The organism is Nostoc sp. DSM 114160 (assembly GCF_053470305.1).
Genome location: NZ_JBPFGO010000004.1, coordinates 997,013 through 1,016,051 on the forward strand (window position 1 = coordinate 997,013; position 19,039 = coordinate 1,016,051).

The following is a 19,039-nucleotide window of genomic DNA, read 5'->3' on the forward strand; positions in this document are numbered from 1 at the left end:
ATATTTTTGGATGACAACAAATATTATTCATAATGATGGTTATCCAAAATTCTCTAAATACATCTACACGTCTTGAAGATGTCTCGCGCGAACTATGGCAATTTATTGGTTCCTATGAATCTTGCATAAATGATCCAGCCAAGTGCAAACATATACACCAGAAGCTCTCACACTTCAACCAGACTCATTCAGACAACTCAGACCATATTTATGATGTTATTCAAGGCTTATCAAAAGGATTTTATTTGATTAAATCTGGTTTAGAATGGCAGGAGCCTGCTGTTGGACATAGCTCAGTTGACAAACCCAATGATACACATAAAGCACGTGGTATTCAGTGGCGACTTGTGATGACCTGGGGTGGATTTGAAACAATTACAAAAACATTGCTATTGAAAAAAAGTAATGGAGGTCTAAAGACAGAAAATATTAAATCTTTCACGGTTAAATGTGATTTACTAAACAATTATAATCCATTAAATCCACCCGATTCAAGAAGAGTCAATCTTGAGAAATGGCTTAATATAAATACATCAATTCCAGGAAAGAGCGCACTTGCAGATTTTCTCAGTCTTGGAAATGGAGATCAAGAAATCATCGAAAATTGGATAGTGAAATCTCAACCTATTTCTAACTGGGTTGAAGCTGTAAGACTCGCAAAAGCACTGCGGAATGCAACGGCTCATGGCGCTCTTTCTGCAACTAAAGTTAAGGAATGGGGACTTCAAAAGCCACTTCTAACTTTATCAGAGAACCTCGCAGAAATTGTTGTGGCTGCAATGCAAAAGCTAGTATAGTTATAGACTCGAAGTGAGGTATTTGGGGTTGAGTATGGAAAACTCTTTTACTGCTGTATATGAAAAGTTAGATGACTGGTATATTGGCTACGTTCAAGAGCTACCTGGTGCAAATGTCCAAGAGAGAACTCTGGAAGAAGCTAGAGAAAGCCTACGGGAAGCGATAGAGTTGATTCTAATCTCAAATCGGGAACTCGCAGAGCAACAACTCTCCGGTAAAGATGTCCTCCGCGAACAGATTACTGTCAAATTATAGTGAAAAGACGTGAATTGATTCGCCATTTGGAAAAGAACGGCTGTTTGTTTCTTCGAGAAGGTGGAAGGCATACGATTTATTACAATCCATCAAACAACAGAACTTCGGCAGTTCCAAGACATACTGAGATTATTGATATTCTAGTTATCAAAATTTGCAAAGATTTAGAGATTTTCCCACCCTAGTGTTGTAAGTATGTTATGGCTTCCGCAGGGTGGGTTAGTTTTGTATTCGTGCAAGATATCTAATCAATTACGAAAAATATAGACTAATACCCTTGGGTTAAGGATAATCATAGGTTGGGTTGTAGCTTGCTTCCCCGTAGGGGTAGGAAGTGAAACCCAACAAACCACCAAAAATGTAGGGTTTCGTTCCTCAATCCAACCTACGCAGTTCGAGAGGCAACTCTTTGGTAGTGACCATGCATTTAGTGATGTTGCTTGAGTACGACCAGATAAATAATAGGCTCTTTGGTGTTCTTATTTTTGATTCGCTTTTACGCTTAAAACTGTAAAAATTTAAACCTTTGCAGCTAAGATTACTTCATGTATAAGAAAGGCTTAAGTTTTTCTAGCAAATGTATAATCCCTTGCTGGAAAGGCTTAATACTTTGCAACAGATGTTCTTCCATGTATAAGAAAGGCTTAAGTTTTTCTGGCAAAGTATAAGCCCTTGCTGGAAAGGCTTAATACTTTGCAACAAATGTTCTTTCATGTATAAGAAAGGCTTAAATCATTGCAGCAATTGTTGTAACCAACTTATGAATCAATTTAATACCTGAAATCAAGTATAGTCTAAGTGAAATTAAGTAAGCTTTTCGAGATGCGAGCGCAACTGATTTGCGATATTTTCCCATGACAATCAGGAATAGCTTGGTATAAAACAGTACTATAAACCTAGTAGCAGAGATGCATTATGGCACGTCGTAAAAGAAATTCCAGCGTTTTAGAACGAGCCGATCGCCGGATTGAAAGTTTACAATCTATCAGTGTAGAACTTGACTTTGGGGAAGGATTGACTATACAAGCTTACACCATGACAATTAACGATCTCCGGTCTAAGCTTGCTGCCTACAACACTGCATTATCTACCATTGACAAACTCACAGATGACGTGAATAACGCCGAACAGGTTGTAATAACCATGTCAGAAAAAATGTTACTAGGAGTTGGCAGCCGTTACGGTAAAAACAGCCCAGAATACGAGATGGCGGGTGGTGCTAGACGAGGTAATACCAAGAAGAAGCGAAGCGTATTAGGCAATTCTAAACCCACCAATTCTTTAGCAGCCGATTCTGTTAAGGTTTCTTCTGCAAATGGATCTATGAATCGGGTGTAGGGTGCGATCGTGAGTTGAGTAAAATCCAATAGGGTTTAGTGTCAACTTAAGCTCAAATACTTAATTTACTGTAGTTTGAGATCCTTCAACTCCATTAAAAAGGGGGCACTAGTTCCCCCTTTTTTAAGGCTACCGTGTATACACAAGTCAAATTACCCCCCTTAATCCCCCCTTGCAAAGGGGGGAAACAAGAATCTAGTTCCCTCCCCTTTGCAAGCTGCGGTGTACACACAAGTCTAATTACCCCCCTTAATCCCCCTTTCTGGGGCAGGTTTTTTTGATTAGACAAATTTTTGGGATTTTAAAACCAAAACCATTGTCTGAGAACTTAAAACTACGTTCAATAATTGAGAACATTCTCAACTATTTATCGAAAGCCTAAAAGCCTGCCCTTGAAAGGAGGGTTAGGGTGGGGTAAAACTAAGGCGAAAACTCAGTGAGTAAACTATTTCAGACTTGTGTATTTCTGCAACTGCTGCACAAACGCATCATGTTCCGGTGATTTCAACCCCGCTTGCACCACCTCCAACACTCGCACCATCTGATTGTTTAACAGCGCCTCCACCGCTAACCACAAACCCGGAAACACCCCAGAGCGAATAATTCCATCTGCACCGGGAGATAGCAATCGATAATCGCCATCAATGAGGCAAAACCATTCAATTTTATTCTCGTAAGATTGCCAGATTACGTACTCTAACACCCCATTACGGCGATAAACCTGCTTTTTGCTACCTGTATCAATGGCTACACTACTTGCGGCAATTTCAACAATCAATTCCGGAGATCCTTCAATGTAACCGTCGCTGCTCAAACGGGTTTGTCCGCCTGCGTCTGGTTCAATAAACAATGCTGCATCTGGCTGGGGTTCATTGTCTAAATCTAGTCTTACCGTTGGTTCAACGCTCAAATCAACGCCAGGAGTCAGTGATTGGTAGACTCCTAACCAAGTTATGACGCGACTGTGAGGTTTGCCATGCTGTTCGTGTCTTACAGGAGATGCGATGTAAACGATTCCTTCAATCAGTTCTGCTTTCTTGATATGGGGTGCAGCCGCATAACGCCGTTCAAATTCAGGGCGAGTTAAACGAGCGCCACTTTCAAGCGGAGGCAGATGTCTCTGGGGTGAGTACTCTCTAACCATTTGCCAATCCTTGGAGTTGCCGGATATTTTTGACTTTAGCAAACCTCAGTTATCAGTTAGAATTTATTGATTTGCTGTTTTCCTCAAATTCCAAAAATCATAAAACGTACTGTTAATTATCATCGTATGTTCTACGTGCGATCGCTTACTGCCCAAGTTAGACATCGCCGATAATTAATGCTGCATAACAGATTCCAACTAGCTATCATTAGCTAAGTGGTATGCCAGATATATTGACGGCAATACCATTTAGTTAGCAGTCTTTCTTGACTGCTTACACTCGCACCCATAAAAATATTAGTTCGATCCACTTTTTATTCCCTGCTCTCTATTGTGATACGCATTGGCTAAAAGTACTCTAAATAAGTACGGGGTGCAAAAAATATAAAAAATTTCTCAAGATTCAAGATTAAGGATAAGGCTATGGCAACCGAACAGTTAACTAGAGACAGCGACAATCTAGATTTAAATCAGCTACTAAGAACGCTGAATGCTGTTAAACAAGGTGACTTCTCTGCTCGGATGCCCATAGACCCATACTGGTGTGGCGGGGAAAATAGCTGATACGCTCAATGATATTATTGACCAGAATGAGCGGATGGCGGCCGAACTACAACGGATTGGTAACGTTGTTGGCAAAGAAGGCAAAATTGCCGAACGTGCCTCTCTCGGAGATGTTCGTGGTTCTTGGTCAGATTGCGTGACTTCTGTCAATAGTCTAATTACAGATTTAGTTCAACCAACAGCTGAAACTACTCGTGTAATTCGCTCAGTTGCTAATGGTGACTTATCGCAAACGATCGCCACAGAAATTGAAGGCAGACCTCTGCAAGGTGAGTTTCTCCAAACTGCAAATATCGTCAACACGATGGTAGAACGGCTCGGTTCTTTTGCATCGGAAGTAACGCGGGTGGCGCGGGAAGTAGGAACCGAAGGTAAATTGGGCGTTCAAGCCGAAGTGCAAGGTGTGGCTGGCACTTGGAAAGATTTGACTGATAACGTTAACTTGATGGCGGGTAATCTCACCGGACAAGTTCGCAACATTGCCGAAGTTGCCACTGCGATCGCCAATGGGGATTTATCGAAAAAAATCACTGTAAATGTCAAAGGCGAAATTCTGGAACTCAAAAACACCGTCAACACGATGGTGGATCAGCTTAATTCTTTTGCATCGGAAGTAACGCGGGTGGCGCGTGAGGTGGGAACTGAAGGGAAGTTGGGCGTACAAGCCGAGGTTAAAGGAGTAGCAGGGACTTGGAAGGATTTAACCGATAACGTTAACTTGATGGCTGGAAATTTAACCGCCCAAGTCCGTAACATTGCCGAAGTTACCACGGCGGTAGCGAATGGCGACTTATCCAAGAAAATCACTGTTGATGTCAAAGGCGAAATTTTAGAGTTGAAAAACACCGTCAATATCATGGTGGATCAACTTAATTCCTTTGCATCAGAAGTAACAAGAGTTGCGCGTGAGGTGGGTGCTGAAGGAAAATTAGGCGGTCAAGCAGAAGTGCGCGGCGTAGCGGGTACGTGGAAAGACTTGACCGATAGTGTGAATTTCATGGCGGGAAGCTTGACGGCACAGGTGCGGAACATTGCGGAAGTGACCACGGCGGTAGCCAATGGCGACTTATCCAAGAAAATCACCGTCGATGTGAAAGGTGAAATTCTGGAGTTGAAAAACACTATCAACACAATGGTGGATCAACTTAATTCTTTTGCATCAGAAGTAACAAGAGTTGCGCGTGAGGTGGGAACTGAAGGGAAGTTGGGCGTACAAGCAGAAGTGCGGGGAGTTGCGGGAACTTGGAAAGATTTAACCGATAACGTTAACTTAATGGCGGGTAATCTCACCGGACAGGTGCGAAATATTGCCGAAGTTGCGACTGCGATCGCCAATGGCGATTTATCCAAAAAAATCACCGTCGATGTTAAAGGTGAAATTCTGGAACTGAAGAACACCATCAATATCATGGTAGATCAACTCAGTTCTTTTGCATCGGAAGTAACACGGGTTGCTCGTGAGGTGGGAAGTGAAGGTAAATTGGGCGTGCAAGCCGATGTGCGTGGTGTGGCGGGAACTTGGAAAGATTTAACCGACAGCGTAAACTTCATGGCGGGAAGTTTAACGGCACAGGTGCGAAATATTGCCGAAGTGACTACGGCGGTGGCAACAGGTGATTTATCCAAGAAAATCACTGTCGATGTCAAAGGTGAAATTCTAGAACTCAAAAACACCATCAACACAATGGTGGATCAACTGAATTCCTTTGCATCAGAAGTAACAAGGGTTGCGCGTGAGGTGGGAAGCGAGGGTAAACTGGGCGTGCAAGCAGAAGTGCGCGGCGTGGCTGGCACTTGGAAAGATTTAACCGACAGCGTGAATTTCATGGCGGGAAGCTTAACGGCGCAGGTGCGGAACATCGCCGAAGTGACTACGGCGGTGGCAACAGGCGACTTATCCAAGAAAATCACCGTTGATGTCAAAGGTGAAATTCTGGAACTTAAAAACACCATTAATACAATGGTGGATCAACTCAGTTCCTTTGCAAGTGAAGTAACGCGGGTGGCGCGTGAGGTGGGAACTGAAGGTAAATTGGGCGTACAAGCGGAAGTAAAAGACGTTGCCGGAACTTGGAAAGATTTAACCGATAGCGTAAACTTCATGGCGGGAAGCTTGACGGCACAAGTGCGGAACATTGCCGAAGTGACAACTGCGATCGCCAATGGTGATTTATCGAAGAAAATTACTGTTGCCGTCAAAGGCGAAATTCTGGAACTCAAGAATACCATCAATATAATGGTGGATCAACTCAACTCCTTTGCCAGTGAAGTAACGCGGGTGGCGCGGGAAGTGGGAAGCGAAGGTAAACTCGGCGTACAAGCAGATGTGCGCGGCGTAGCTGGAACTTGGAAAGATTTAACCGACAGCGTGAACTTCATGGCGGGAAGTTTAACGGCACAGGTACGAAATATTGCTACAGTTACCACGGCGGTGGCAAATGGCGACTTATCCAAAAAAATCTCTGTTGATGTCAAAGGTGAAATTTTGGAACTCAAAAACACCATTAACACAATGGTGGATCAACTCAATTCCTTTGCAAGTGAAGTAACGCGGGTGGCGCGGGAAGTAGGAACCGAGGGTAAATTGGGCGTACAAGCAGAAGTTAAGGGAGTGGCAGGTACTTGGAAAGACTTGACCGAAAGTGTAAACTTCATGGCGGGAAGCTTGACGGCACAGGTGCGGAACATTGCCGAAGTTACCACGGCGGTAGCAAACGGCGATTTATCCAAGAAAATCACCGTTGATGTCAAAGGTGAAATTCAAGAGCTTAAAAACACCATCAACACAATGGTGGATCAACTCAATTCCTTTGCAAGTGAAGTTACCAGAGTTGCCCGTGAGGTGGGAACCGAAGGTAAATTGGGCGTGCAAGCTTACGTCAGAGGCGTAGCTGGAACTTGGAAAGATTTAACAGACAATGTGAACTCGATGGCGGGGAACCTCACCGGACAAGTTCGCAACATCGCCGAAGTTACCAAGGCGGTAGCTAATGGCGACTTATCTAAGAAAATTACCGTCGATGCCAGAGGCGAAATTTTAGACTTGAAGAACACCACCAATACAATGGTGGATCAACTCAGTTCCTTTGCCAGTGAAGTAACGCGGGTGGCGCGGGAAGTGGGGACTGAAGGGAAGTTAGGCGGACAAGCGCAAGTCCAAGGTGTTGCAGGGACTTGGAAGGATTTAACAGATAACGTTAACTCGATGGCGGGTAACTTAACGGCACAAGTGCGCGGTATCGCCAGAGTCGTAACAGCAGTTGCGAACGGTGACTTGAAACGAAAACTGATGTTAGATGCCAAAGGAGAAATCGAAACCTTGGCAGAGACAATCAACGAGATGATTGATACCCTAGCAACATTTGCCAATCAAGTAACTACAGTAGCGCGGGAAGTGGGAATCGAAGGAAAGTTAGGCGGACAAGCGAGAGTACCTGGGGCAGCTGGAACTTGGAAAGATTTGACGGATAATGTAAATGAACTCGCTGCTACACTGACAACTCAGTTGCGAGCGATCGCCGAAGTTGCTACAGCTGTAACTAAAGGCGATTTAACTCGTTCAATCGCCGTCGAAGCACTAGGGGAAGTCGCAATACTCAAAGACAACATCAACCAGATGATTGCTAATCTGCGCGAGACAACGCAGAAAAATACTGAGCAAGACTGGTTGAAAACTAACCTGGCAAAGTTTACCCGAATGCTGCAAGGACAGCGAGATTTGGAAACCGTATCTAAACTAATTCTTTCAGAACTAGCGCCCTTGGTAGGAGCGCAACATGGCGTATTCTTTTTGATGGAATCTGCTGAACATACACCGTATTTGAAATTAATTAGTAGCTACGCTTACCGGGAACGCAGACATCTAGCTAACCGCTTCCACTTGGGTGAAGGTTTAGTGGGGCAATGCGCTTTAGAAAAAGAGCGAATACTGCTAACGGATGTACCAAGCGATTATGTCAGAATTGCCTCTGGTTTAGGAGAAGCCACGCCCTTGAATGCCGTAGTGTTACCTGTACTTTTTGAAGGACAAGTGACAGCAGTCATTGAATTAGCATCCTTCCGCCGCTTTAGCGAAATTCATCTGACATTCTTCGACCAGCTTACCGAAAGTATCGCGATCGTCCTCAACACGATCGCCGCATCGATGCGAACTGAAGAATTACTCAAGCAGTCGCAATCTTTGGCTGAAGAACTCCAAACCCAGCAAAGCGAACTCAGGGAAACTAACAAGCGCTTAGAACAACAAGCCCAATCACTCAAAGCTTCTGAAGATTTACTCAAAGGACAGCAAGAAGAACTGCAACAAACCAACGCCGAGTTAGAAGAAAAGGCAGAGTTGTTGGCGATGCAAAAGAAAGAAGTCGAGCGCAAAAATCGGGAAATTGAACAAGCAAGACTTTCTTTGGAAGACAAAGCCGAACAACTCGCCCTTTCTTCAAAATATAAATCAGAATTTCTCGCCAATATGTCCCATGAACTGCGGACACCGTTGAACAGCTTGTTGATTTTGGCGAAATTGTTGTCAGATAACATCGATCGCAACCTTACCGCCAAACAAGTCGAATACAGCCAAACAATCTACTCAGCCGGGACTGATTTGTTGGCGTTAATCAATGACATTCTCGATCTCGCCAAAATTGAATCTGGAACTATGTCAATTGACATAACTCAAATGCCATTGACAGAATTGGGCGATCAGATTGAGCGCACCTTCCGACAAATCGCTCAGAGCAAAGGACTTGGTTTCACAATTGAATTGGCTCCCGAATTGCCCACAACCATCTATACAGATGTCAAACGTTTACAACAGGTCTTAAAAAATCTCCTCTCCAATGCTTTTAAATTTACAGAAAAAGGAGAGGTACGCTTACAGATTGCGGTGGCGAAGCAGGGATGGAGCAAAGATCAAGAAACTTTGAATCGCGCCCAAAATGTCATCGCCTTCTCAGTCAGCGATACAGGCATTGGTATTGCTCCCGACAAGCAGAAAGTTATTTTCGAGGCATTTCAGCAAGCCGATGGCTCTACCAGTCGGAGATACGGCGGTACTGGATTGGGCTTATCAATTAGCCGTGAAATCGCCCGTCTCTTTGGCGGCGAAATTAAACTAATCAGTCAACCAGGTCAAGGCAGCACCTTTACATTCTACTTCCCCCAATTGAGTCCAGAGTTCCGAGTTTTGAGTCCTGAGTCAACATCAACACAATCCAGCACAGACGCGATTAATCGCGTCTCTACCCACTCCTCACTCTTAACTCCTAACTCAGCACTGATTAATGACGATCGCGCTACTATCGGCGTAGGCGATCGCGTGTTACTAATTGTTGAGGATGACGTTAATTTTGCGCGTATCCTGCTAGATATGGCACAACAGCAAGGATTCAAAGCGATCGCTGCCCAAACAGGCACTACAGGTTTGATGCTAGCGCAGCAATTCCTACCTTCAGCGATTTTGCTAGATATCAGGTTGCCAGAAATGGATGGTTGGACTGTATTAGATCGTTTGAAGCATGACCCAAATACCCGCCACATTCCTGTACATATCATGACCGTTGAGGAAGGAAGACAACGCGGTTTGCAATTAGGTGCGATCGCATATCTGCAAAAACCTTTAACCAGCGAGATCGTATCCGAGGCGTTGACCAAAATTAAAGGTTTTGTTGAGCGCCAAGTGAAAAATTTGTTGGTAGTCGAAGACGACGACGCTCAACGGCTGAGTATTGTGGAGTTGATTGGTAACAGCGATGTTTCGACCACAGCAGTAGGCACTGGTGCAGCAGCTTTAGAAGCTATTCGCTCACAGCATTTTGATTGCCTCGTTCTCGATTTAGGGCTACCCGATATGACTGGGTTTGAACTGATCGAGCAAATAAAGCTTCTACCTCACGGTAAAACTTTACCAATTATTGTCTACACAGGTAGAGATATTAGCAAAGCTCAAGAAACGGAACTCAGACGAATTGCCGAAACAATCATCATTAAAGATGTGCGATCGCCCGAACGTCTCCTCGATGAAACAGCATTATTTTTACACCGAGTCCAAGCAAATTTACCAGCACCCAAACGAGAAATACTTGAACAACTGCATTCCATAGACTACTTACTCGCTGGCAAAAAAGCGCTAATTGTAGACGACGATATGCGTAATATCTTTGCGCTGACAAGTATGCTGGAGCGTTATCAAATACAAGTTTTATATGCTGAAAACGGCAGGGAGGGGATTATCCTGTTAGAAACTACACCAGATATTGATGTGGTTTTGATGGACGTAATGATGCCAGAAATGGACGGTTACGAAACAACACGCTTAATCCGCCAAAACGAGCAATTTAAATCTTTGCCGATTATTGCACTGACCGCTAAAGCCATGCAAGGCGATCGCGAGAAATGTATTGAAGCGGGCGCATCAGATTACATCACCAAACCCGTAGATACTGAACAATTGCTGTCGCTATTGCGTGTTTGGCTATATCGTTAACGGAATAATGTTCTAATGTATTTGAACCACACCCAATACGGTTCGGTTAAAGGGAAAAGGGTAAAGGGGAAAGGGGAATAATAAACCAATACGCTTGGGTTAGCCCCAAAAACCTTAAACTACGTAGGTTGGGGAGCCACTGCGTTGGGCGGGTTCCCCGACTTGAAGCACGTGGCGTTTGAGGAACGAAACCCAACATTTGCAGGACTTTGTTGGGTTGCGCTTTGCTTAACCCAACCTACAATTTTTCTTAACTGAACTGTATTGGAATAATAAACCTTTAACCGCAAACCCATTCCCCTTTTCCCCAAACCCTATTCTGAGTTCAAAATACTTATCCGAACCGTATTGGAACCACACCTATCGTCAGGGTGCGGGTAATGCAATAGATTTCTTGGCATAAGTCGGGAAAAGGTTCTGCAAAAGTCCCTTTCCCCTTTAACCTTTTCCCTTTTCCCCAAGAGTGCAAAAAGCACTTTTGCCAAGAGGTCTATTTCTTTGGGGAGATGAAATTTAGATGATATCAGGTTGCGATAATTTTGGTTATCCTGACTCAAAAACCAAAACTAAGCTACAATTCAAGCAGAGTAAGCATTTCCGCTCAGAGACTCCCCATGTTTGATAACCTGCAAACCCAAATTTACCAACTAGAACAATTCGCCAACAGCCTTGTTTCTAACCAACTAACACACCTTAGCTGGGTAAGCGTTGGCATCATCTTTGTCGCTGGCTTGCTCACCAGTCTTACACCCTGTATGCTTTCGATGCTGCCAATTACCATTGGTTACATCGGTGGTTATGAAGCCAAAAGCCGCTTGCAAGCAGCTGCCCAATCAACTTGGTTTGCTTTAGGTTTAGCAACTACTCTGGCAGGGATGGGAATAATAGCAGGTTTAGTTGGAAAAGTCTACGGTCAAGTGGGAATTGGTTTGCCGATTATCGTCAGCATTATCGCCATTCTCATGGGGCTGAACTTATTAGAAGCGCTGCCTCTACAATTTCCATCCTTGAATGAAACCAATTGGATTTCGCCAGATTTGCCAGCAGGATTGCGTTCTTATTTGCTGGGGCTGACTTTCGGCTTAGTCGCATCCCCTTGTAGCACGCCTGTTTTAGCGAGCTTGTTAAGTTGGATTGCTAGTACACAAGACTTAATTTTAGGTGCTGTTTTGCTACTTTCTTATACAGCCGGTTATGTAGCACCGTTGATTTTGGCGGGTACTTTTACAGCTTCAATTAAAAAATTACTAGAATTGCGTCGCTGGTCTGGCTGGATTAACCCAGTTAGTGGGGCACTATTGGTAGGATTCGGTGTATTTTCCTTAATTTCTCGGATTCCCCTTGGCAGTTTTTAATATCAATACGTTGTATTAGATTTTACACCTAATGATAGAAGATTCAGCGTCCAAAGAAATAAAATGGTGGGCGATACCTGGGCAGTTCTTACGCCAAGAGCTTTTGCCCGTACTGACTAACTTAAAATTAGCGATCGCACTACTGCTATTGATTGCCATCTTTAGCTCTACCGGTACTGTCATTGAGCAAGGTCAATCACCCGCATTTTACCAAGCCAATTACCCAGAACATCCAGCTTTATTTGGTTTCTTAACTTGGAAAGTAATTCAAGTAGTTGGGTTAGACCACGTATATCGTACTTGGTGGTTTCTGGCATTACTGATCTTATTTGGCACTAGCTTAACTGCCTGTTCATTTACCCGTCAGTTACCAGCTTTAAAAGCTGCCCAGCGCTGGAAATATTACGAAGAACCACGACAATTTCAAAAATTAGCTTTGAGTGCAGAACTAGATACTGCTTCTCTAAATTCCCTCAGCGAAATCTTACAAAAACACCACTATAAAATTTTTCCAAATCAAGAAAAAACAAATCTTCTTTACGCCCGCAAGGGAATAGTCGGACGCATCGGCCCAATTATTGTTCATATTGGTATCGTTGCTATTTTGCTAGGGGGAATTTGGGGCGCGATGACTGGGTTTCTGGCTCAGGAAATGGTTGCTAGTGGCGATACATTTCAAGTGACAAATATTGTCGATGCTGGACCTTTAGCCGCAGCGCAAGTCCCGAAAGATTGGTCTGTGCGCGTCAATCGTTTTTGGATTGACTACACACCATCTGGCGGCATCGATCAATTTTATTCCGATATGTCTGTCTTGAATAATCAAGGAGAGGAAGTTGACCATAAGAAGATTTTTGTCAACGAACCTCTGCGCTATCATGGCATAACTTTCTATCAAACTGATTGGGGAATTGCAGGTGTTCGCGTCCAATTTAACAACAGCCCGATATTTCAGCTGCCAATGGCGCAATTGAACACCAACGGTAACGGGCGGATTTGGGGAACCTGGGTTCCGACTAAACCAGATTTGAGTGAGGGTGTCTCTTTGCTAGCGAAAGACTTGCAAGGAATGGTATTAATTTATGATGCCACTGGCAAACTTGTTGATACAGTCCGCGCGGGGATGTTCGCGGAAGTTAATGGCGTGAAGCTGAAAATTTTGGATGTAATTGGTAGCACCGGCTTACAAATTAAAGCCGATCCAGGCATCCCAATTGTTTACACAGGGTTTGGCTTACTCATGCTGGGTGTGGTAATGAGTTACTTTTCACACTCGCAAATTTGGGCATTGCAAAAAGGCGATCGCTTGTATATTGGTGGCAAAACTAATCGCGCCCAAGTTGCTTTTGAACAAGAAGTTTTAGAAATTTTAGATCGGCTAAGTTCACAGCCAAAAGGTGAAGAGAAAGAGGCAGCAATTGAAGTTTAAACACAAAAAGGCGCAAAGTAAATCGCTCCAGGAACGCAGAGAATGACTTTGCGTACCTTTGCGTTAACCTCCGCGTTCCTTTGCGTTTCAAAATTATTTACAACTAATTACACCCACACACCTACAAACATTGAAATTACTAGAGGTATTTATTAAACATTGGAACAAAAAATTTCTATATCTGCTAAACTTCAATCTCAAGGACGGGTTTGCCTTCTACCTTTAATCGCTATCTTGTTGAGTATTGCTTCTTGCACTGCCGAGCAAAAAAACATCAAGCGTGTTTCCCTTGTTGGTACTGGGGCAAGTTTTCCCGCACCTTTGTATGAGCGTTGGCTTTCAGATTACAACCAGCAAAATCCCAATATAGAAATTAACTATCAAGCTATAGGAAGCAGTGCTGGAGTGCAACAGCTCATCGACGGGACTGTAGATTTTGCAGCTAGTGATGTGGGAATTACAAGGGAACAAGCAGCCAAGGTAAAACGGGGAGTAATTGCTTTGCCAATAACTGCCGGTTCTATTGTGTTAGCTTATAACCTGACACCATCTATACGGCAGTCGCCTCAAGTGAATGTGCCACCCCCTCTCAGGCTACCACGCCAAGTTTACGTAGATATCTTTCTCGGAAAAATTAAGAATTGGAATCATCCTAGAATAGGTGCAGCTAATCCAGGTGTAAGTTTGCCCGATTTACCAATTCAAGTTGTAAACCGAACTGATGGTAGTGGAACTACAAGCGTGTTCACGCAACACCTAAGCGCCATAAGTGCGGAATGGAAAAGCAAAGTTGGGGCTGGTAAATCTGTAGCATGGCGAATAGGAATTGGTGGAAAGGGTAACGAAGGTGTTACCGCCCTGATTCAACAGATACCAGGAGCTATTGGCTATGTAGAATACATTTACGCCAAACAAAATAAACTTTCTGTGGCTGCTTTAGAAAATAAATCCGGTAATTATATTACGCCGACACCAGCATCTGTAGCACAAACTTTAGAAGCAGTAAAATTACCAAGTGATAATTTGATTGCTTTTATCACCGATCCTACAAGTACCCAGTCTTATCCCATCGTCACTTACAGCTGGCTTTTAACTTATCACCAATATCCAAACCGAGTTAAAGCTCAAGCACTAAAAAACTTTGTAAATTGGGCTGTGATTGACGGGCAAAAATCCAGTTTGGAACTTGGGTATATTCCTTTATCAAAAAAAGTTGTGCTGCAAGTGCAATCTGCTGTCAAGAAAATTGCTGAATAAATATAGCAGTTCTCCTTTGGATGCAACATAGACTAAATGGTTGAAAAAGAGGCAAGGGAGCAGGGGAGATAGTTCAGATATTGCGTTTAGTTATAAACTTTGTAAAGAATAAGAAATTTTTTAGCAACCCAATAATCATTACAGTTTTATTATGAAATAAGAAACAGCTAATAACTTTATTCCTAGTTGACTGAAGTTTAGTGCTGTTATTTGGTGGAGGGTGCAATGTCCGGTGATTTGGATTTTGCTCCTTAGAGTGCTTTGGCTAGGAATTGTACACTTGCTCAATTAACTTCAGAGCTTCTAACTTAATGGAAGTAACTCCAGACCCTGACCAAATAGTACTTTTTTGATTGATATTCCCATTACTATCTGGAGGCTATTGCTATGTTCAATGAACAAGCTTACTTGCTAGCATACCCTGATGTAGCGGCGGCTGTTAATGCTGGCTCTTTTACCTCAGGACTACAACACTATGAACAGGTTGGACAATTTGAGAACGATCGCTTTGGCTTTTTTTTTGGAACCAACGGAAATGACACCGTAACTGGCTTTGGTGAAGGTAACAAACTCATTGCTGGACTTGGTTTTGACGTTTTATCAAATGGATCGACAGTTGCTGGAGTCGGTCAGATTGATACCCTAATTGGCACCCAAGGACAAGATGTATTCCTCCTTGGCCATCCTACTTTGTCTTCATTAACCTCCACGCCTCAACAATTTTACGTTGGTGGCGGTAATACAGATTATGCTCTAATCCAGAACTTTAAGCGAGGCAGTGACAAGATTGTGCTAGAAGGAGCAGCACAGAACTACACCTCTCAAGTAATAAACGGAAGTTTAAACATCTCTACATCATCGGGAGACTTAGTTGGTATTGTGGAGGGCGTTACTTCTTTAGTGCAGATTCCGGGTAGTTTAATTGACATTACACAATTCAACATTCCATTTAATGCTATTGGACAGTTTTCTGTTTTTTTGTAATGCAATGTACGAACTAGGCGTTGTTGCTTTATGGAGTTAAGTTTACTGAATGTTTATTAACTGGAAAGATTGGAACTGGTTGTTGGCGTTAGGGAGTTTGTTAATTATTGATGGTGCAATCTCAGCCTCTATCAATTGTGCTCTTGCCCAACCCATAGCTGATGATACCTTAGCTAAAAATTCTATTGTTAAACCTAGTATTATTCCGTTAAACAAAGATGTATCTAGTATCCTGATCGATGGTGGAGTCACTAGAGGAGCTAATCTTTTGCATAGTTTTAAGGAATTTAATATTGGAGAAAAAGAAGGAGTCTATTTCATTAATCCTATCGGCATTAAGAACATTTTGAGTCGAGTTACAGGAGATAAAGGCTCTGAAATTCTAGGAACTCTGGGAGTATTGGGCAATGCTAACCTGTTTTTGATTAATCCCAATGGGATCATCTTTGGACCAAATGCCAGCCTGAGTCTCAACGGTTCGTTTGTAGGAACAACAGCAAATGCCATCGGGTTGGCTAATGGTGACATTTTCAGTGCAAATCCGGTTAAAAACCTGCCAACCGGACTGTTGAATGTAAATCCTTCTGCATTTTTGTTCAATCAAATTGCTGCCCCAATTCAAAATAACTCAGCTGGTTTAGGGGTTGACGATAATCGTAGTTTGCTGCTTATAGGTGGCAACGTGAGAATAGATGGTGGCTCCTTGAATGCCTTGGGTGGGCGAGTGGAGTTAGGAGGATTAGCACAAGAGGGGACAGTCGATCTCAATATCAGTGGTGATAATTTCAGCTTAAATTTTCCGGCTAACATAGCGCCAGCAGATGTGTCGCTTACCAATGGCGCTGAAGTTAATGTCGCCTCTGGCGGTAGCGGTAGTATTGCTATCCACGCTCAGAATATAGATATTTTAGACAGAAGTAGCCTGCGTGCTGGCATCAGCCTACTTGCAGGTATCGATGACGCTCAAGCAGGAGATATTATGCTCAGTGCCAAAGGAGCATTAACGGTAAAAAATAGCTTTGTTTACAATGCTGTTTTTGATAGGGGGAATGGCGGTGATTTACTTGTTGACACAGGAAAATTGATTATTCAAGATGGAATAGTAGCGACTGCTACTACTTCTAGTGGTAGTGCTGGGAATCTGGCTGTGAAAGCCTCTGACTCAATAGAACTAACTGGCAGTTCCTCATCAAACGGTACAATTGACATCAATGTTCCGATTAATTCCGCCGATAATTCTTCCAATTTTCCTGTTCCAATTGGCTTGTTTTCCGCTTCCTTGGATGTCAAGAATCTTCTTGCCCAGAATCTTCGTAATGCTCCTCCTTATTTAAAAAATTTTATAATTTCTTCTCTACCTACTGCAAGTGGAAATGCCGGAAACCTGACCATTGAAACTGGGCGGTTAATTGTCTCTAATGGGGCAGTAATATCGGCAGGGAGTACTACCCCAGGGCGAGCCGGAAATTTATTCGTGAACGCAAAAGACTCTATAGAACTTAGTGGCACCTCAGCTAATGATGCTCCCCAAGGACTAGGACTGTTCACCATAGGCGATAGAGTTCCCAGTGGATTGCGTAATGAAACTAGAGGTTTGGGACAAGGAGGCGACTTAACTATTGATACTGACAGATTAATTGTCCGTGATGGGGCCTGGGTGACAGCAGGTACTGGTGGAGAGCAGCCAGGAGGAAAATTAACTGTGAATGCTTCAAAGTTAGTAGAAATAAAAGGCATCGGCACAGACAATAATGTTCCTAGCGTCTTAGCTAGTGGAACACAGGGATCTGGAAAATCGGGCGGTATGGCTATTACTACTAAAAAGTTAATAGTCAGTGATGGGGGAATCATCTCATCGGGTACTTCTAGCTTGGGAAAAGGCGGAGATTTAACTATCAACGCCTCCGAATCTGTAGAACTTCTCGGCACTTCAAAGCAAGGAGTGTCCGCCGATGTCTTAGAGCAACTAATTGGAATTAGTGGAGGCTTAGTCTCTAACGTCGTAAAGGATCGTCCGTTTCCTAGTGGTATAATTACAGGGACTACAGGTCAAGGAAATGCTGGAAACTTAGTAATTAAGACTGGACAGTTGTTTATCCAAGATGGGGCACAAGCATCAGTTTCAACAACCAGTGTAGAGAAAGGGAATGCGGGTTCCTTGACTGTTAATGCCACTTCTATAAAACTGAGTGGAACTTCACTTGAAGGCTCCAACCTCAACGATGTTGTGGGTCGGAGCCTGTTAACGACTGCTACCAGCAAAGACTCAACAGGTAAAGGCGGCGATATTAATTTATACACCAACTCCTTAGAAATCATCGATGGTGCTGCACTGACAGCTAGTACTTCAGGGCAAGGAGATGCAGGTAAAATAACTGTCAACGCTACTGATAAGGTAATAATTAGTGGTAGTGATTTTAATTATGATGACCTAGTTAATAACTTTAGCGATCGGGTAGAAAATATCGGCGTTAGCAGTGGCTTATTTGTCAGTTCTACTGGTTCAGGAATCGCAGGCGACATCGAAATCAATTCACCTAAAATTATTTTAGACAACAAAGGTAAACTCAACGCCGAATCTGCATCCGGTAACGGCGGTAACATCAACGTCAACAGCGACTTACTTTTACTCCGCCGCAACAGTCAAATCTCCACCAATGCAGGTACAGACAAATTAGGTGGCAATGGCGGTAACATCATTATCAATAACCTCCCAAATTACCGAGGCTTTATCGTTGCAGTTCCCAACGAAAATAGCGATATCACTGCCAACGCCTTTGAGGGTAGCGGCGGGAAAGTTATTATCAACTCTGCTGGCATCTTTGGGCTACAGCCGCGCAGTCGGCAAGAGCTCGAACAGCAGTTGCAAACAACCGACCCGAACAAGCTAAATCCTAGTCAGTTGCTAACAAGTGACATCACTGCCATCTCCCAAAGCAAGCCTTCCTTAAATGGTGAGATAAATCTCAACACACCTGATACTGACCCTAGTCGCGGCTTAATTCAACTACCTTCTAACCTGGTCGATGCATCCCAACAAATCGCTCAAGGCTGCACTCCCAGAGGACGACAAACCGCCAGTCGTTTTATTGCCACAGGACGCGGTGGATTACCCCTTAGCCCCAACGAGCCTCTGCGGGGACGAGCAGTAATTACTGGTTGGGTAGATTTGCCCCCACAAGCAACACAGAGAGTCACGGATAAATTATCTACATCTGTTACTAAATCTACTAATCAGATTGTGGAGGCTCAAAGATGGATTGTTGATGGTAGAGGTGATGTTATTCTTGTGGCTCAATATCCCCAAAGTTCTTCTATTCCCTCTGCTATGTCCTGTAGTCGATGATTCATTATCCCAAGAGTAGGGGGAACAATTCCTATGAAACCCAAGAGTCATAAAAGTAACAAGTGGCCAAGAATGTGTAACGGATGCTTTG

12 protein-coding genes are annotated in these 19,039 nt (G+C 43.4%); 11 read left to right on the forward strand and 1 reads right to left on the reverse strand.

Going from position 1 to position 19,039, the window contains the following annotated elements; genetic code table 11:
• The first annotated feature begins 32 nt into the window (after positions 1 to 32).
• The 4 genes from NSTCB13_RS36065 (at position 33) to NSTCB13_RS36080 (ending at position 2,391) form a co-directional block, all read left to right on the forward strand.
• Entirely contained in the window at positions 33 to 797 is a 765-nt protein-coding gene (locus NSTCB13_RS36065; RefSeq protein WP_445626422.1) for a hypothetical protein, read from the forward strand.
• Between the two features lie 34 nt (positions 798 to 831).
• Positions 832 to 1,053 carry a type II toxin-antitoxin system HicB family antitoxin gene (locus NSTCB13_RS36070; RefSeq protein WP_445626423.1) on the forward strand — a complete coding sequence of 74 codons (222 nt, stop codon included), beginning with the start codon at positions 832 to 834 and terminating at the stop codon, positions 1,051 to 1,053.
• Positions 1,053 to 1,238: a type II toxin-antitoxin system HicA family toxin gene (locus NSTCB13_RS36075; protein WP_445626424.1), complete on the forward strand. Its 186-nt coding sequence runs from the start codon at positions 1,053 to 1,055 to the stop codon at positions 1,236 to 1,238. Before NSTCB13_RS36070 ends, NSTCB13_RS36075 begins: the two co-directional genes overlap by 1 nt.
• Before the next feature lie 730 nt (positions 1,239 to 1,968).
• Positions 1,969 to 2,391 (forward strand): hypothetical protein, encoded by a 423-nt coding sequence (locus NSTCB13_RS36080; RefSeq protein ID WP_445626425.1) that lies wholly within the window; start codon positions 1,969 to 1,971, stop codon positions 2,389 to 2,391.
• 445 nt (positions 2,392 to 2,836) lie between these two features.
• Here NSTCB13_RS36080 and NSTCB13_RS36085 read toward each other — a convergent pair whose 3' ends face one another.
• Positions 2,837 to 3,535: a Uma2 family endonuclease gene (locus tag NSTCB13_RS36085; RefSeq protein ID WP_448275787.1), complete on the reverse strand. Its 699-nt coding sequence runs from the start codon at positions 3,533 to 3,535 to the stop codon at positions 2,837 to 2,839.
• Between the two features lie 423 nt (positions 3,536 to 3,958).
• On the opposite strand from NSTCB13_RS36085, the gene NSTCB13_RS36090 reads away from it, so the two are divergent.
• From NSTCB13_RS36090 to NSTCB13_RS36120, 7 genes are all read left to right on the forward strand, one after another.
• Positions 3,959 to 4,099, forward strand: a complete 141-nt coding sequence (locus tag NSTCB13_RS36090) for a hypothetical protein (RefSeq protein WP_448275789.1) — start codon at positions 3,959 to 3,961, stop codon at positions 4,097 to 4,099.
• Positions 4,100 to 4,133: 34 nt separating this feature from the next.
• Positions 4,134 to 10,577, forward strand: a complete 6,444-nt coding sequence (locus NSTCB13_RS36095) for a HAMP domain-containing protein (RefSeq protein WP_448275893.1) — start codon at positions 4,134 to 4,136, stop codon at positions 10,575 to 10,577.
• 614 nt (positions 10,578 to 11,191) lie between these two features.
• Positions 11,192 to 11,932 (forward strand): cytochrome c biogenesis protein CcdA, encoded by a 741-nt coding sequence (locus NSTCB13_RS36100; protein WP_448275791.1) that lies wholly within the window; start codon positions 11,192 to 11,194, stop codon positions 11,930 to 11,932.
• 31 nt (positions 11,933 to 11,963) lie between these two features.
• Complete coding sequence (locus NSTCB13_RS36105; RefSeq protein ID WP_448266596.1) at positions 11,964 to 13,361, forward strand: cytochrome c biogenesis protein; 1,398 nt, start codon at positions 11,964 to 11,966, stop codon at positions 13,359 to 13,361.
• Positions 13,362 to 13,520: 159 nt separating this feature from the next.
• Positions 13,521 to 14,618, forward strand: a complete 1,098-nt coding sequence (gene pstS / locus NSTCB13_RS36110) for a phosphate ABC transporter substrate-binding protein PstS (RefSeq protein ID WP_448275793.1) — start codon at positions 13,521 to 13,523, stop codon at positions 14,616 to 14,618.
• Positions 14,619 to 15,005: 387 nt separating this feature from the next.
• Positions 15,006 to 15,602 carry a hypothetical protein gene (locus tag NSTCB13_RS36115; RefSeq protein ID WP_445626431.1) on the forward strand — a complete coding sequence of 199 codons (597 nt, stop codon included), beginning with the start codon at positions 15,006 to 15,008 and terminating at the stop codon, positions 15,600 to 15,602.
• A gap of 49 nt (positions 15,603 to 15,651) precedes the next feature.
• A complete protein-coding gene (locus NSTCB13_RS36120) occupies positions 15,652 to 18,948 on the forward strand; it encodes a two-partner secretion domain-containing protein (protein ID WP_448275794.1) in 3,297 nt (1,098 codons plus the stop codon).
• Positions 18,949 to 19,039 lie beyond the last annotated feature (91 nt).

What these genes read in the sequence shown, in the direction of transcription:
- NSTCB13_RS36070 (WP_445626423.1), top strand. Translation starts at nt 832, where the DNA reads ATGGAAAACTCTTTTACTGCTGTATATGAAAAGTTAGATGACTGGTAT.
- NSTCB13_RS36095 (WP_448275893.1), top strand. Translation starts at nt 4,134, where the DNA reads ATGGCGGCCGAACTACAACGGATTGGTAACGTTGTTGGCAAAGAAGGC.
- NSTCB13_RS36105 (WP_448266596.1), top strand. Translation starts at nt 11,964, where the DNA reads ATGATAGAAGATTCAGCGTCCAAAGAAATAAAATGGTGGGCGATACCT.
- NSTCB13_RS36065 (WP_445626422.1), top strand. Translation starts at nt 33, where the DNA reads ATGATGGTTATCCAAAATTCTCTAAATACATCTACACGTCTTGAAGAT.
- NSTCB13_RS36080 (WP_445626425.1), top strand. Translation starts at nt 1,969, where the DNA reads ATGGCACGTCGTAAAAGAAATTCCAGCGTTTTAGAACGAGCCGATCGC.
- NSTCB13_RS36120 (WP_448275794.1), top strand. Translation starts at nt 15,652, where the DNA reads ATGTTTATTAACTGGAAAGATTGGAACTGGTTGTTGGCGTTAGGGAGT.
- NSTCB13_RS36085 (WP_448275787.1), bottom strand. Translation starts at nt 3,535, where the DNA reads ATGGTTAGAGAGTACTCACCCCAGAGACATCTGCCTCCGCTTGAAAGT.
- NSTCB13_RS36115 (WP_445626431.1), top strand. Translation starts at nt 15,006, where the DNA reads ATGTTCAATGAACAAGCTTACTTGCTAGCATACCCTGATGTAGCGGCG.
- NSTCB13_RS36090 (WP_448275789.1), top strand. Translation starts at nt 3,959, where the DNA reads ATGGCAACCGAACAGTTAACTAGAGACAGCGACAATCTAGATTTAAAT.
- NSTCB13_RS36100 (WP_448275791.1), top strand. Translation starts at nt 11,192, where the DNA reads ATGTTTGATAACCTGCAAACCCAAATTTACCAACTAGAACAATTCGCC.